This window comes from Sphingopyxis panaciterrulae, from assembly GCF_014199295.1.
GTDB classification, from domain to species: Bacteria; Pseudomonadota; Alphaproteobacteria; order Sphingomonadales; family Sphingomonadaceae; genus Sphingopyxis; species Sphingopyxis panaciterrulae.
Genome location: NZ_JACIJH010000003.1, coordinates 269,946 through 282,493 on the forward strand (window position 1 = coordinate 269,946; position 12,548 = coordinate 282,493).

13 protein-coding genes are annotated in these 12,548 nt (G+C 66.2%); 5 read left to right on the forward strand and 8 right to left on the reverse strand.

Features of this window, described 5'->3' with window-relative positions:
• Positions 1-21: 21 nt before the first annotated feature.
• Together phoU and phoB are read left to right on the forward strand one after the other, a co-directional pair.
• The gene (gene phoU, locus FHR21_RS07865; RefSeq protein ID WP_184096995.1) at positions 22-744 is read left to right on the forward strand and encodes a phosphate signaling complex protein PhoU; all 723 of its coding nucleotides are present in this window, start codon (positions 22-24) and stop codon (positions 742-744) included.
• Positions 744-1,442, forward strand: coding sequence for a phosphate regulon transcriptional regulator PhoB (phoB, locus tag FHR21_RS07870; RefSeq protein ID WP_184096997.1), 699 nt, complete (start codon positions 744-746; stop codon positions 1,440-1,442). The genes phoU and phoB overlap by 1 nt, the downstream gene beginning before the upstream one ends.
• A gap of 228 nt (positions 1,443-1,670) precedes the next feature.
• Here phoB and FHR21_RS07875 read toward each other — a convergent pair whose 3' ends face one another.
• Positions 1,671-3,023, reverse strand: a complete 1,353-nt coding sequence (locus FHR21_RS07875) for an OprO/OprP family phosphate-selective porin (RefSeq protein WP_184096999.1) — start codon at positions 3,021-3,023, stop codon at positions 1,671-1,673.
• Positions 3,024-3,219: 196 nt separating this feature from the next.
• On the opposite strand from FHR21_RS07875, the gene FHR21_RS07880 reads away from it, so the two are divergent.
• Positions 3,220-4,122, forward strand: a complete 903-nt coding sequence (locus FHR21_RS07880) for an SDR family NAD(P)-dependent oxidoreductase (RefSeq protein WP_184097001.1) — start codon at positions 3,220-3,222, stop codon at positions 4,120-4,122.
• A gap of 268 nt (positions 4,123-4,390) precedes the next feature.
• Positions 4,391-5,455, forward strand: a complete 1,065-nt coding sequence (locus FHR21_RS07885) for a DUF2339 domain-containing protein (RefSeq protein ID WP_184097003.1) — start codon at positions 4,391-4,393, stop codon at positions 5,453-5,455.
• Here FHR21_RS07885 and FHR21_RS07890 read toward each other — a convergent pair.
• The 7 genes from FHR21_RS07890 to eno all read right to left on the reverse strand — a co-directional run bounded on the left by FHR21_RS07890 (position 5,433) and on the right by eno (position 11,786).
• Positions 5,433-5,780, reverse strand: a complete 348-nt coding sequence (locus FHR21_RS07890; protein WP_184097005.1) for a DUF2794 domain-containing protein — start codon at positions 5,778-5,780, stop codon at positions 5,433-5,435. The two genes, FHR21_RS07885 and FHR21_RS07890, sit on opposite strands and share 23 nt — an antisense overlap.
• Positions 5,780-6,496 carry a serine O-acetyltransferase gene (gene cysE, locus FHR21_RS07895; RefSeq protein ID WP_184097007.1) on the reverse strand — a complete coding sequence of 239 codons (717 nt, stop codon included), beginning with the start codon at positions 6,494-6,496 and terminating at the stop codon, positions 5,780-5,782. The genes FHR21_RS07890 and cysE overlap by 1 nt, the downstream gene beginning before the upstream one ends.
• 81 nt (positions 6,497-6,577) lie before the next feature.
• Positions 6,578-7,219, reverse strand: coding sequence for a hypothetical protein (locus tag FHR21_RS07900; protein ID WP_184097009.1), 642 nt, complete (start codon positions 7,217-7,219; stop codon positions 6,578-6,580).
• Between the two features lie 138 nt (positions 7,220-7,357).
• Entirely contained in the window at positions 7,358-8,770 is a 1,413-nt protein-coding gene (locus tag FHR21_RS07905) for a pyruvate dehydrogenase complex E1 component subunit beta (protein WP_184097011.1), read from the reverse strand.
• Between the two features lies 1 nt (position 8,771).
• Entirely contained in the window at positions 8,772-9,842 is a 1,071-nt protein-coding gene (gene pdhA, locus FHR21_RS07910; protein ID WP_184097013.1) for a pyruvate dehydrogenase (acetyl-transferring) E1 component subunit alpha, read from the reverse strand.
• 274 nt (positions 9,843-10,116) lie between these two features.
• Positions 10,117-10,443, reverse strand: coding sequence for an FtsB family cell division protein (locus tag FHR21_RS07915; RefSeq protein WP_184097015.1), 327 nt, complete (start codon positions 10,441-10,443; stop codon positions 10,117-10,119).
• A gap of 68 nt (positions 10,444-10,511) precedes the next feature.
• Complete coding sequence (eno, locus tag FHR21_RS07920) at positions 10,512-11,786, reverse strand: phosphopyruvate hydratase (RefSeq protein WP_184097017.1); 1,275 nt, start codon at positions 11,784-11,786, stop codon at positions 10,512-10,514.
• A 213-nt stretch (positions 11,787-11,999) separates the two neighbouring features.
• On the opposite strand from eno, the gene FHR21_RS07925 reads away from it, so the two are divergent.
• Positions 12,000-12,542, forward strand: coding sequence for a hypothetical protein (locus tag FHR21_RS07925; RefSeq protein WP_184097019.1), 543 nt, complete (start codon positions 12,000-12,002; stop codon positions 12,540-12,542).
• Positions 12,543-12,548: the final 6 nt, after the last annotated feature.

Genomic DNA, 12,548 nt, shown 5'->3' on the forward strand with positions numbered 1-12,548 from the left:
TAGCCGCGAAAGGAAGTTACGATGGCAATAGTCAACGAACATACCGTCAAGGCCTTCGACGAGGATCTGAACCGCCTGCGCGGCCTGATCAGCGAGATGGGAGGGCGCGCCGAGCAGGCGCTGCTCCAGGCGATGACCGCGCTCGGCAACGGCGACCAGAGCCTTGCGGCGCAAGTCGTCGAGGGCGACAAGAAGATCGACGCGCTCGAAGCCGAGGTCGAGCAACTCGCGGTCCAGACCATCGCGCTCCGCGCCCCGATGGCCGACGACCTGCGCGAGATGATCGCGGCGCTGAAGATCGTCTCGGTCGTCGAGCGCATCGGCGACTATGCGAAGAACATCGCCAAGCGCGTCGCGCTGATGGACCCGACGCGCTCGATCGAGGCGATCCCGGTGCTGACCTCGATGTCGTCGCTGGTCGCCGAACTGGTCCACGACGCGCTCGACAGCTTCGCGGCGCGCGACGCGGAACTCGCGGTGCGGGTGACGGTGCGCGACAAGAATGTCGACGATTTCTACAACAGCATCTTTCGCACCCTCGTGACCTTCATGATGGAAAATCCGAAGCATATCACCGAGAGCGCACACCTGCTGTTCGTCGCCAAGAATCTGGAGCGCATGGGCGACCATGCGACCAACATCGCCGAGATGGTCTATTATGTCGTCACCGGCGAGCGGATGGAGGAGCGCGAGCGCGGCAAAAGCCCCGAAGACAGCGCCGCCGCGGAGCAGGAGCAAGGTTGATGCCGCAGCCCGACCTTCTGCTGATCGAGGACGACGAGGCGATCGCCGAACTCATCGTCTGGCACTTCGCGCGCGAAGGCTATTCGGTGCGCCAGACCCCCGACGGCGAACAGGCGCTGATGCTGGTCGAGGAGCGCGTGCCCGACATCGTCCTGCTCGACTGGATGATCGAGAGCCTGCCCGGAATCGAGGTCTGCCGCCGCCTTCGGCGTAACGCTAAGTCGGCCAATGTCCCGATCATCATGCTGACCGCGCGCGGCGAGGAAGAGGATCGTATTCGCGGTCTGGAAACCGGCGCCGACGATTATGTCACCAAGCCGTTCAGCCCGCGCGAGCTGGTCGCGCGCGTCCAGGCGGTGCTTCGCCGCCTGCGCCCCGCGCTGGCCGGCGAACTGCTCGCTTATGCCGACATCGAGCTCGATTCGGTCGCGCACAAGGTGGTGCGGAACGGGCAGATCGTGAACATGGGGCCGACCGAGTTCCGCCTGCTGCGACATTTCATGGAGCATCCGGGGCGCGTCTTCTCACGCGGGCAATTGCTCGACAGCGTCTGGGGGCAGGACAGCGATATCGAGCTGCGGACGGTCGACGTGCATATCCGGCGGCTGCGGAAGGCGATCAACCTGCCCGGCACCACGGACATCATCCGCACGGTGCGCTCCGCGGGTTATGCGCTCGATGCGGGGAAGAGCATCTGAACAGACGCCCATCGGATTCGCGGGACGAGGAGGTCCCGACTTCGCTCGACACGACCGAGCCAAGGGAGTGGCCGGTTTCGGCCGAATAACAGCCGTCGCCCCCGCGAAGGCGGGGGCCGCCGTCGTCTTACGCAGCGGCGCAGGAATAAGCCTCCAGCGGCCCCCGCCTTCGCGGGGGCGACGAGTTATGCAATATCCGCTTCCCACCCCCAAGGCGGCCCCGCCCCATCAAAAATCGATCTGCGTCCGCAGCCCGAAGGTGTCCGCAGTATAATCGCGGTCGCCCGTCGCGGTCGCGACGCGGGCGTCGTCGATCCACAGCTTTCCGTAGTTGGCGGTCAGGCGGACGAAGTCGATCGGCGCCCAGACCAGCGACAGCAGCGCCGCCTGCTGGCGGCCGCCGACCAGCCCCGCATCGTTGAGGTCGAGATGGTCGTAGCGGGCGTTGAGCTCAATCGCGCCGATGCCGCCCTCGGTGATCGGCCGTGAGGGTTTGAGCCGGTCGAAGGCGCCATCCTTGTAGCCGCGGCGGTCGCCGGGTGTCAGCACCATGCCGAGTTCGGCATAGCCGCCGAAATAGGTGGGATCGGTCGAACCGCGGCGGCGCACCGTCTGCCAATAGCCCTCGCCCGCCGCGTGGAACGGCCCCGCGATCACCGCGGCTTCCAGCCCCATGCCGCGTTCGCCCTTCGCGTCGAACTCGCCGGTGTCGACGAGGCGCATGTCGGTGGTATGGGCGAAAGGCCGCGAGCGGTAGCGGACGGTCGCCGCCGGGTTACCAAGGTCGCGCAGGTGCAGCGATCCGCCGAGGTGAAACTGGGTCTCGCCGAGTTTCGGCATCCACACCGCGCGCCCATCGAAGGAGACGCTGTCATTGCTGTCGTCGAGCAGATCGTCGGCGTTGGCACCGAATATCCCGCCCTGCAGCAGCAGCGCCTTGCCCTTGTACTGTGCCGACAGGCCGACGCGGCGCTCGAAGCCGAAGGCCTGCGAAAAAGCCGCGCGCTCCATCGTGCTGGTGAAGAGGTCGCTCGTCATCTCGTCGAGCGACCAGAAAGGTTTGACCTGTCCCACCGTGACCGACAGCGGCCCCGGACCATAGGTGAGATAGACATCGGTCAGTTCGACCGCATTGTTCGCGAAATCGGCCTCGACGCGATAGGAAAAGCCGCCGGGAATCTTGCCGTCGACGCCCAGATAAACGCGGCGGAATTCGGTGGCCAGGCCGCCGCGCGCGCCGGTCACGCCCGCCGGCGTGTCGAGCCCCACGACGTCGACCTGCATGCGGCCGCGCGGCTTGAAGCTCCAGCCGTCGGCGGTCTTGATCTCGGGCGCGCCTTTCCACGCGATCTCCGGTGCGGGTTCGGCGGGCGCCGGAGGGGCGCTTGGCGCGGGCGACGAAACAGGCTGCGCCGTCGCAGCATCGAGCCGAGCTTCGAGCGTTTCGACCTTGGCGCGCAACGTCGCGAGTTCGGCGCGCAGCGCCGCCGCTTCCTCCGCGTCCATCGCCTGCGCGTGGGCCGCCCCGGGCATAGCCAACATCGTGGTCGCCAGCAGGGCGGCAATCGGGCGCGGGCGCATAGGGTGTTGCTCCATTGCGTAAGGGTGACAATCTGGGGGCGCTGTTATGACCGGCAAATGACAGTTGCACGTCTTTTTCGTGACATTTCGATGACAGGCCGCGATTTCATTCACCCTTGCCAGCGCGCCGCGAACGGCTAAGGACGGGCCAGTTTTCATGGGCAACCCATCGGGGCCCCTGCTTTGGGAGTTCATCATGACGATCAATTTTGACGGCCGGGTGGCCATCGTGACCGGCGCCGGCGGCGGACTGGGCCGCGCCTATGCGCTCGAACTGGCGCGGCGCGGGGCGAAGGTCGTTGTGAACGACCTGGGCGGCGCGCGCGACGGCACCGGCCATTCGGATGCGGCGCTGCAGGTCGTCGAGGAAATCCGCGCGGCGGGCGGCACCGCCATGTCGAACGGCGGCAGCGTCACTGAATATGAGCATATGGCCGAGATGGTCGCCAAGGCGAAGGAGGAATGGGGCGGCGTCCACATCCTGATCAACAACGCCGGCATCCTGCGCGACAAGAGCTTTGCCAAGATGACGATGGAGGATTTCAACCTGGTGGTGCAGGTCCACCTGCTGGGCAGTGCCAACGTCACCAAGGCGTGCTGGGACCTGATGCGCGAGCAGGCCTATGGCCGCATCCTGATGACCGCCTCGTCGACTGGGCTCTACGGCAATTTCGGTCAGGCCAACTATGGCGCCGCGAAGCTGGGGCTCGCGGGACTGACCAAGACGCTCCACCTCGAGGGTGCGAAATACAACATCCGCTGCAACACGATCGCGCCGGTCGCGGGCACGCGAATGACCGAGGACATCTTCCCGGCCGAACTGTTCGAGAAATTCACGCCGGAGAATGTCGTGCCGGCGGCGCTGTTCCTGGTCAGCGAGGATGCCCCCACCAACATGATCGTCGGCGCGGGCGCGGGCGCCTATCACGCCGCCTATGTCACCGCGACCCCCGGCGTCGCGCTACCCGAGGATGAGCGCACCCCCGAAGGCATCGCGGCGGCGTGGGACAAGATCATCGACCGCAATGGCGAGATCGTCCCGCAGTCGGGCAGCGAGCAGTCGATGATTGTGATGAAGGCGTTGCAGGCGCTGGGGTAATTGCCCTCCCCCTTGATGGGGGAGGCTGCGAGACTTGGCGGCTTGCCGCCTAGTCACAGCGATGGGGGGGCGGTCTCTGCCTGAGACGGCGGTCGAAGGACGCACCGTCACCCCCATCCAACTCCGCCTAATCGCGTCGCGATAAGGCTCCGTATCCTTCCCCCATCGAGGGGGAAGGGCTGCCCATAGTCACACTGTATTGACACACTAACACGCCCGTGCGATAACCGGCGCGGGGCAAGGGGATCGGTCTAGAAGGACGACCCCGATGTATAGTGAAAGCGACCTGCAAACCGCGGTCGATGCCAGAGTGTTGACGCCGGAGGCCGCCGCGGCTTTCCGATCGCACATCGCGTCGGTCCGCGCCGCCCCCGGAGCGGACGAGGAACATTTCCGCCTCATCACCGGATTCAACGATATTTTCGTCAGCATCGCGGCGGTGATCCTGCTCGTCGCGGTGGCGTGGATCGGGGAGTCGATCTACAAGGCGCTCGCGGGTGCCTTCGTCGCCGCATCGGCCTGGTTCCTTGCCGAATATTTCACGCGGAAACGGCGCATGGCGCTGCCCAGCATCGTGCTGATGCTCGCCTTCGCCGGCGGGGTCGCGGCGACGATGATCGGCTTTCTGGTCGAACATGGCGAGGCGATGCTCGGCAACGATCCGGGCGAAACGGTCGGCGCGCTGCTGATCGGAGGCATCGCGCTCGTCACCGCGGGAGCGACCTGGCTGCACTGGCGGCGCTTCATGGTGCCGATCACCGTTGCGGCGGGAACCGCGGCGCTCGCGGCGACCGCGGTGGCGCTGATCCTGTCGCTCACCGGCGTGCCGCGGGATTCGCAAACGCTGGTGATGGCGCTGGTGCTCGTTGCCGGGCTCGGCGTCTTCGCGCTCGCCATGTGGTGGGACCGCAGCGACCGGGTGCGCCAGACGCGGCGCAGCGACGTCGCCTTCTGGCTTCACCTGCTCGCCGCGCCGATGATCGCGCACCCGATCTTCTTCCTGCTCGGCGTGACGCAGGGCGACGATATCTCGAGCGTCGCCGCGGTGATGGTGATCGGCATCTATATCGCGTTCGGGCTGGTCGCGCTGGCGATCGACCGCCGTGCCCTGCTCGTCTCGGCGCTCGCCTATGTGCTGTTCGCGCTGACCCAACTCTTCCAGACTTTCGGCGCGGTCGAACTCAACGTCGCGCTGACGGCCTTCGTGATCGGTTCGGCCCTGCTGCTGCTGTCGGCTTTCTGGCAGAACGCCCGCGCGGTGGTTGTGGGGATGCTGCCCGCCCATCTGGCGGATCAGCTTCCGGCGACGATCAGTCCGCAACCAGCTTCATAAGCTTGCGCTCGACGGGGGCGAGTATGTTCGACAGCTCGTCCCCGCGCTTCAGGATCGCCCCGCCTTCGGAGACCAGCGCCCACATGCCCTGGCGGCTTCGCAAGGCGGGGCGTTTTTCGATGCGATATTCGGGACGCTCCGCAGCGCGGCGAAAGGCCGAGAAGATCGCGACGTCGCGATGGAAATCCATCGCATAGTCGCGCCACTTCCCCGCCGCGACCATGCGGCCGTAAAGGTCGAGGATGCGGGTCAATTCGTGCCGGGCGAATCCGGTCTGCTGCGGTACCGCGCGGATCGCGTGCGGCAGAGGCGTCACATTCCCCATCAGGCGCGATTCCGGCTCCCTTTACGCCTCGGCGCTTCATCGTCGTCGGTCGCATCGCGTTCGGCGATCAAGGCCGCGAGCTGCTTCTGCATCTGTTCGAGCTGGCACTGGAGAATCTCGACCTTCTGCGTCGCGGGGTCGAAGATCTCGCTGCACGGCGTGCCATAGGGAACGAATTCGCGCGCATATTCGGCCGCGTCTACCAGCGTCGAGCGCGCCGGGATGCCAACCATCACCGCGCCCTCGGGCACGTCCTTGGTCACCACGGCATTGGCGCCGATGCGCGCGCGTTCGTTGACGATGACCGGCCCCAATATCTGCGCGCCCGAGCCGACGATCACATCGTCGCACAGCGTCGGGTGGCGCTTGCCGCCGACGCCGTTGGCGGGATCGGTGCCGCCCAGCGTCACGTCCTGATAGATGGAGACATTATCGCCGATCTCCGCGGTTTCGCCGATGACAACGCCGAAGCCATGGTCGATGAACAGGTGGCGGCCGATCGTCGCTCCGGGATGGATGTCGATCCCGGTCAGCCAGCGCGCCAGATGGTTGACGAAGCGGGCGAGAAAGAACAGCTCGGCCTCGAACAGCCAATGCGCGATGCGGTGCATGCCCACCGCGAGCAGCCCCGGGTAGAGGAGGATTTCCCACCGCGACCGGGGCGCGGGGTCGCGCGCCTTGATCGAGTCGAGATAGGCGACCAGCCCGTTGAACATCGCATTGTCCCCTGCGATCCTGTGGTCGGCGCAAGATAGAGGGTGGCGGGCGGCATTTCCACCCCCGGTGCATTTTATTCGTCAGCGGCCGGTGAGGCCGATCCGCAGCAATAGCAGTCCTTCGCTGCGCCAGCGCCGTTCGCCGCCCCGCCCCGCGATCGCCGCCGCCCAGCGGTCGAGCATCAACAGGGCGCGCTGACCGGCGAACGCGGCGCGCGGCGGCGCGGGCTCGGCGCGCGCGGCCGCGAACAGGTCGCGCGCCGCGGTTTCGTCCTCCTGCAAGGCAGCGCCCCAGACCAGTCCCCAGCGGTTTCCGGCCGCGCCGGACGCGCCCGCCAGGCGGAACAGCACGGCACCGAAGGCCTTCGCCGCATCGCGCCGCGCCTCGTCGCTTTCGGCGAGCAGCATCGCCTCGGCAGCGTCGGCGAGGGCGCCGAGCCCGCCCTGCCCCGCCCAACTCGCTTGCAGCTCGGCGAGCAGCGGCTCGCCCTTCGGTAGCGCGGCGGGGTCGCTCGCCAGTAGCGCCAGCATGTCGCGCCACCAGGCGAGCTTGATCTGCCCGATCAGCGGCTCGCGCGAGTCATGGAGCAGCTTCGTCAGGCGCTCGGCGAGCGCCCACAGCGTCGCGAGCGCCGCGCGGCGTTCGCGCGGCACCGCGACCGTCACGCGCGGGTCGCGAAGATCGGGGTATACACTCTCAAGAGGTTCGGTTTCGCCTGTCATGTCCGCCGTGCGTTAGAACAGAGCGCGCAAAATAAAAACCGCTCGCCCTGAGCTAGTCGAAGCGCCGTTCTTTTTTGCAGAGAAGAACGGCGCTTCGACTAGCTCAGCACGAGCGGGTTTTGGACGTAGCGTTGGGAGTTAGCCGCGGTTGCACACCGCCTTCACCGCCGCGATCACGCGCGGGGTGTCGACCAGCGCCGCCTTTTCGAGATTGGCGGCATAGGGCAGCGGCACGTCCTCGTTACACACGCGGGTGACCGGGGCGTCGAGGTCGTCGAAGCCCTGTTCCATCGCGACCATCGCCAGTTCGCTGGCGATCGAGCAGGTCGGCCAGCCTTCCTCGACGATCACGAGGCGATTGGTCTTCTTCAGGCTCGCAAGCACCGTCGCGGTGTCAAGCGGGCGCAGGGTGCGAAGGTCGACGACCTCGGCCTCGATCCCCTCGCCCGCCAGCGCATCGGCCGCTTCGAGCGCGAGCCCGACACCGATCGAATAGCTGACGATGGTGACGTCGCCACCTTCGCGCATGATCCGCGCCTTGCCGATCGGCAGCACGAAATCCTCGACCTCGGGCACGTCGAAGCTGCGGCCGTAGAGCAGCTCGTTTTCGAGGAAGACGACGGGGTCCTCGCTGCGGATCGCGGCCTTGAGCAGGCCCTTCGCGTCGGCCGCGTCATAGGGCGAGATCACGATCAGGCCCGGCACGCTCGCATACCAGGGCGCGTAGTTCTGGCTGTGCTGCGCCGCGACGCGCGCCGCGGCGCCGTTGGGGCCGCGGAACACGATCGGACAGCGCATCTGGCCGCCCGACATGTAGTTCGTCTTCGCCGCCGAGTTGATGATATGGTCGATCGCCTGCATCGCGAAGTTGAAGGTCATGAACTCGATGATCGGACGAAGGCCGCCCATGGCGGCCCCGGTGCCGAGACCCGCGAAGCCATATTCGGTGATCGGCGTGTCGACGACGCGCTTCGACCCGAATTCGTCGAGCAGGCCCTGGGTAACCTTGTAGGCGCCCTGATATTCGGCGACTTCCTCGCCCATTACGAAGATCCGGTCGTCCTTCCGCATCTCCTCGGCCATCGCGTCGCGCAATGCTTCGCGCACCGTGAGCCGCTGCATCGCGGTGCCGGCGGGGATCGCGGGGTCGGATGCGCGTTCGGCGGGGGCGGGTTTTTCGGCCACCGGAGCCGGCGCAGACTCAGCCGTCGCCCCCGCGGAGGCGGGAGCCGCTGGAGCCGGCTCACCACTGCTAGCGGCCCCCGCCTGCGCGGGGGCGACGGTTTTTTGTTCAGCAGGCCCTTCCTCCCCCTCGCCCGCGATCGTCGCGATCACGGTGCCGACCTTCACATTGTCGGTGCCCTCGGGGATCAGTATCTGCGCGATCGTGCCTTCATCAATGGCTTCGAATTCCATCGTCGCCTTGTCGGTCTCGATCTCGGCGAGGATATCGCCCGATTGGACTGCGTCGCCCTCCTTGACGAGCCACTTGGCAAGCGTGCCTTCCTCCATCGTCGGCGACAGCGCCGGCATCTTCAATTCGATCGCCATCTCAATATTGCTCCACCAGCACGTCGGTATAGAGTTCGGGAAGGTCGGGTTCGGGTGCGCTTTCGGCGAAGTCGGCCGCCTCGCTCACCACCGCCCGGATTTCCTTGTCGATCTCCTTGAACTTGTCCTCGGCGATTCCGGCGTCCAGCATCAGCTTCTTGAGATGCTCGATGGCATCCGACTTGTCGCGCACCGCCTGCACCTCTTCGCGGCTGCGATATTTGGCGGGGTCGGACATCGAATGGCCGCGATAGCGATAGGTCTTGAGCTCGAGCAGAATCGGCCCCTTGCCCGCGCGCACCCATTCGAGCGCCGCCTCGGCCGCGCCGCGCACCGCGAGCACGTCCATGCCGTCGATCTGCATGCCGGGGATGCGGAAGCTCTCGCCGCGGCGATAGAGTTGGTCCTCCGCGCTGCTGCGGTTGACCGACGTGCCCATGGCGTACTGGTTGTTCTCGATCACGAAGATGATCGGCAGCTTCCACAGCTCGGCCATGTTGAAGCTTTCGTACACCTGCCCCTGGTTCGCGGCGCCGTCGCCGAAATAGGCCATGGCGACACCGCCGTCGCCGCGGTATTTGTGCGCGAAGGCAAGGCCGGTGCCGAGCGCGACCTGCGCGCCGACGATGCCGTGCCCGCCGTAGAATTTATGCTCGACGCTGAACATGTGCATCGAGCCGCCCTTGCCCTTCGAGATGCCGGCCTGGCGCCCCGTCAGCTCGGCCATGATGACCTTGGGATCGATGCCATAGGCGAGCATGTGGCCGTGATCGCGGTAGCCGGTGATCACGCTGTCCTTGTCGCCGTCGAGCGCCGACTGCAGGCCCACCGCGACCGCCTCCTGCCCGATATAGAGGTGACAGAACCCGCCGATCAGGCCGAGGCCATAGAGCTGGCCCGCCTTTTCCTCGAAGCGGCGGATCAGCAGCATCTCGCGATAGAAGGTTTCGAGTTCCTCCGGCGACGCCTCATAGGGCGCGGGGTCTCGAGGCATCTCGCGGTTGGACTGGGGAGCTGGGGTGGAAGCGGATTTTTTTGGCGCGGCTGGTTTGCGCGCGGGTGCTTTGGCCAAGGCGATTTCCTTTGCGTTTAGCCGTTACGGCAAGGCTCCCTATAGGCCCCGGGTGACCCGCTTGGCAACGTCCGCCTGGGCAGTCGGCGGGCCGGGCGTTACGTATGCAATTTTTGCAATCGGGCGTGTAAACGCGAAGTCCTTCATCTTCAGAGGAGGGGTTTGGAGTGGTGGCGCGCAGCGCGCACGAAGGCACGCACCACCCCGCTGCGACTGGGGTGCGAAGCGCCCAAGTCTCGCTGCCCCTCCTCTGAAGAGGAGGGATTTGCAGCATTCAAGGCTTCTCGTTCCCGTCCATCGGGATCGCGATTTCGTCGGGGTGCATGACGCCCAGCTTCTCGCGCACATATTCGTCGGCAAGGTCGGGGTCGACGCGCCGGCCGTCGAGCAGATTGACCCGGTTCTGCAGATCCTTCTGCTTCTTGGTCAGCTCGGTCAGCACGACGCGCTTTTTCTCGACCGACTGGCGGTAATCGCCCCAGGCATAGAGGCCGGTCGGACCGAAGATGATATAGCCGATCATCGCCAGCACCGCGATCACCGCAACGGTCGGGCCGACGGCCCGGTTCACCGATTTGCGGATTTTGTGGCGCTGCGTCATCAGGGCCTTGAATCACAAGTGATTCGTGGCGTCAAGGCACCAGATGCCGCAGCCCGACCGAATTGCGATCAGCCGAAAATCGCCATCCCAGGATAGCGCGCCATGTCGCCCAGTTCTTCCTCGATGCGGATGAGCTGGTTGTATTTCGCGAGCCGGTCCGAGCGCGCGAGGCTGCCGGTCTTGATCTGGCCGCAGTTGGTCGCGACCGCGAGGTCGGCAATCGTCGAATCCTCGGTCTCGCCCGAGCGGTGCGACATCACCGCGGTGTAGCGCGCGCGGTGTGCCATATCGACGGCGTCGAGGGTCTCCGACAGCGTGCCGATCTGGTTGACCTTCACGAGCAGTGAGTTGGCGAGACCAGTTTTGATGCCCTCTTCGAGGCGCACCGGGTTGGTCACGAACAGGTCGTCGCCGACGAGCTGGCACTTGTCGCCGACGAGGTCGGTCAGCGCCTTCCAGCCCGCGAAATCATCCTCGCTCATCCCGTCCTCGATCGACCTGATCGGATAGTCGTTCACCAGCGCGGCGAGATAGTCGGCCATCTGCTCGGGGCTCAGCGACAGCTTCTCGCCACTGATCTCATATTTGCCGTTCTTGAAGAATTCGGTCGCGGCGCAGTCGAGCGCGAGGACGACGTCGCTGCCGAGCTTGAAGCCCGCCTGTTCGACCGAGGCGGCGATGAAGTCCAACGCGTCGCGCGTCGAGGCGAGGTTCGGGGCGAAGCCGCCCTCGTCACCGACCGCGGTAGCGAGGCCCTTTTGCGCGAGCCCCTTCTTCAGCGTGTGGAAAATCTCGCTGCCCCAGCGCACCGCATCGGCGATGCTGCCGGCGCCGACGGGCATGACCATGAATTCCTGAACGTCGATCGGATTGTCGGCATGTTCGCCGCCGTTGATGATGTTCATCATCGGAACGGGGAGCGTGCGGGCCGAGACCCCGCCGACATAGCGATAGAGCGGCAGGCCGCGCGCGTCGGCGGCGGCCTTCGCGGCGGCGAGGCTGACGCCGAGGACCGCGTTGGCGCCGAGGCGGCCCTTGTTCGGCGTGCCGTCGAGGTCGATCATCGCCATGTCGAGATCGCGTTGATCCTCGGCCTCCATGCCGATCAGCGCGTCGGCGATCTCGCCGTTCACCGCGGCGACTGCTTTCGTCACGCCCTTGCCGAGGTAGCGAGCCGTGTCGCCGTCGCGCAGTTCGACCGCTTCATGCGCGCCGGTCGAGGCGCCCGAAGGCACCGCGGCGCGGCCGAAGCTGCCATCCTCGAGCAGCACATCGACCTCGACGGTCGGGTTGCCCCGGCTGTCGAGGATTTCGCGGCCGTGGATGTCGATGATGGCGGTCATGGATGTCGTCCTGCTGGCGGCTGGAAAGAGCCGGATGGGAAAGGCGCCCGCCTGTTATCGGCGCCTTGCCCCTAGCGCAACCGCGCATAGGAATTTTGCGGCGCTATGGAACCATCGCCCGTGTCTTGCTATATTTAGGCAGGACCGAAAGGGACCGGCACGGCGGGCGCAGAACCCGGCGTGGCGTCCGCATAAGAAGAAGAGGATAATCCGATGGCGAAGGCCGCTACTCCCGCGACGAAGAAAGCTGCTCCCCGTCCCAAGGCGCCCGCGAAGGCCGGTGCGACCAAGGCGGCGCCCGCGCGCAAGCCGGCGACCGTGAAGGCCGCGAAGGATCATCCGATCCGCGACCAGCTTGCCGCGACGCGCGACACGATCAAGAGCGAGGCGTCGAAGAAGGCCGCTTCGCTGAAGGACGAAGCGTCGACGCTGGCGGGCCAGGCTTCGGCCAAGGCGCGCGATGCCGCGACCAAGGGCAAGGACAAGGCCGCCGAAGCCGTCGGCAGTCTCGCCAAGATGCTCGAGGACAGCGCCGGCACCGTCGACACCAAATTCGGCAAGCAGTACGGCGACTATGCGCGTTCGGCCGCTTCAACCGTCGCCGGCCTCGCCTCGACGCTCGACCAGAAGGATCTCGACGAACTGGCGGGCGCGACGCGCGACTTCGTCAAGAAGAGCCCGGCAGTCGCGGTCGGCGCCGCGGCGGTGATCGGCTTCGTTCTGGCCCGGATGCTGAAGGGCGGATCGAACGACTGATCGCGC

What these genes read in the sequence shown, in the direction of transcription:
- FHR21_RS07890 (WP_184097005.1), bottom strand. Translation starts at nt 5,780, where the DNA reads ATGGGGAATGTGACGCCTCTGCCGCACGCGATCCGCGCGGTACCGCAG.
- FHR21_RS07880 (WP_184097001.1), top strand. Translation starts at nt 3,220, where the DNA reads ATGACGATCAATTTTGACGGCCGGGTGGCCATCGTGACCGGCGCCGGC.
- FHR21_RS07875 (WP_184096999.1), bottom strand. Translation starts at nt 3,023, where the DNA reads ATGCGCCCGCGCCCGATTGCCGCCCTGCTGGCGACCACGATGTTGGCT.
- phoB (WP_184096997.1), top strand. Translation starts at nt 744, where the DNA reads ATGCCGCAGCCCGACCTTCTGCTGATCGAGGACGACGAGGCGATCGCC.
- FHR21_RS07885 (WP_184097003.1), top strand. Translation starts at nt 4,391, where the DNA reads ATGTATAGTGAAAGCGACCTGCAAACCGCGGTCGATGCCAGAGTGTTG.
- FHR21_RS07915 (WP_184097015.1), bottom strand. Translation starts at nt 10,443, where the DNA reads ATGACGCAGCGCCACAAAATCCGCAAATCGGTGAACCGGGCCGTCGGC.
- FHR21_RS07905 (WP_184097011.1), bottom strand. Translation starts at nt 8,770, where the DNA reads ATGGCGATCGAATTGAAGATGCCGGCGCTGTCGCCGACGATGGAGGAA.
- phoU (WP_184096995.1), top strand. Translation starts at nt 22, where the DNA reads ATGGCAATAGTCAACGAACATACCGTCAAGGCCTTCGACGAGGATCTG.
- FHR21_RS07925 (WP_184097019.1), top strand. Translation starts at nt 12,000, where the DNA reads ATGGCGAAGGCCGCTACTCCCGCGACGAAGAAAGCTGCTCCCCGTCCC.
- FHR21_RS07900 (WP_184097009.1), bottom strand. Translation starts at nt 7,219, where the DNA reads ATGACAGGCGAAACCGAACCTCTTGAGAGTGTATACCCCGATCTTCGC.
- eno (WP_184097017.1), bottom strand. Translation starts at nt 11,786, where the DNA reads ATGACCGCCATCATCGACATCCACGGCCGCGAAATCCTCGACAGCCGG.
- cysE (WP_184097007.1), bottom strand. Translation starts at nt 6,496, where the DNA reads ATGTTCAACGGGCTGGTCGCCTATCTCGACTCGATCAAGGCGCGCGAC.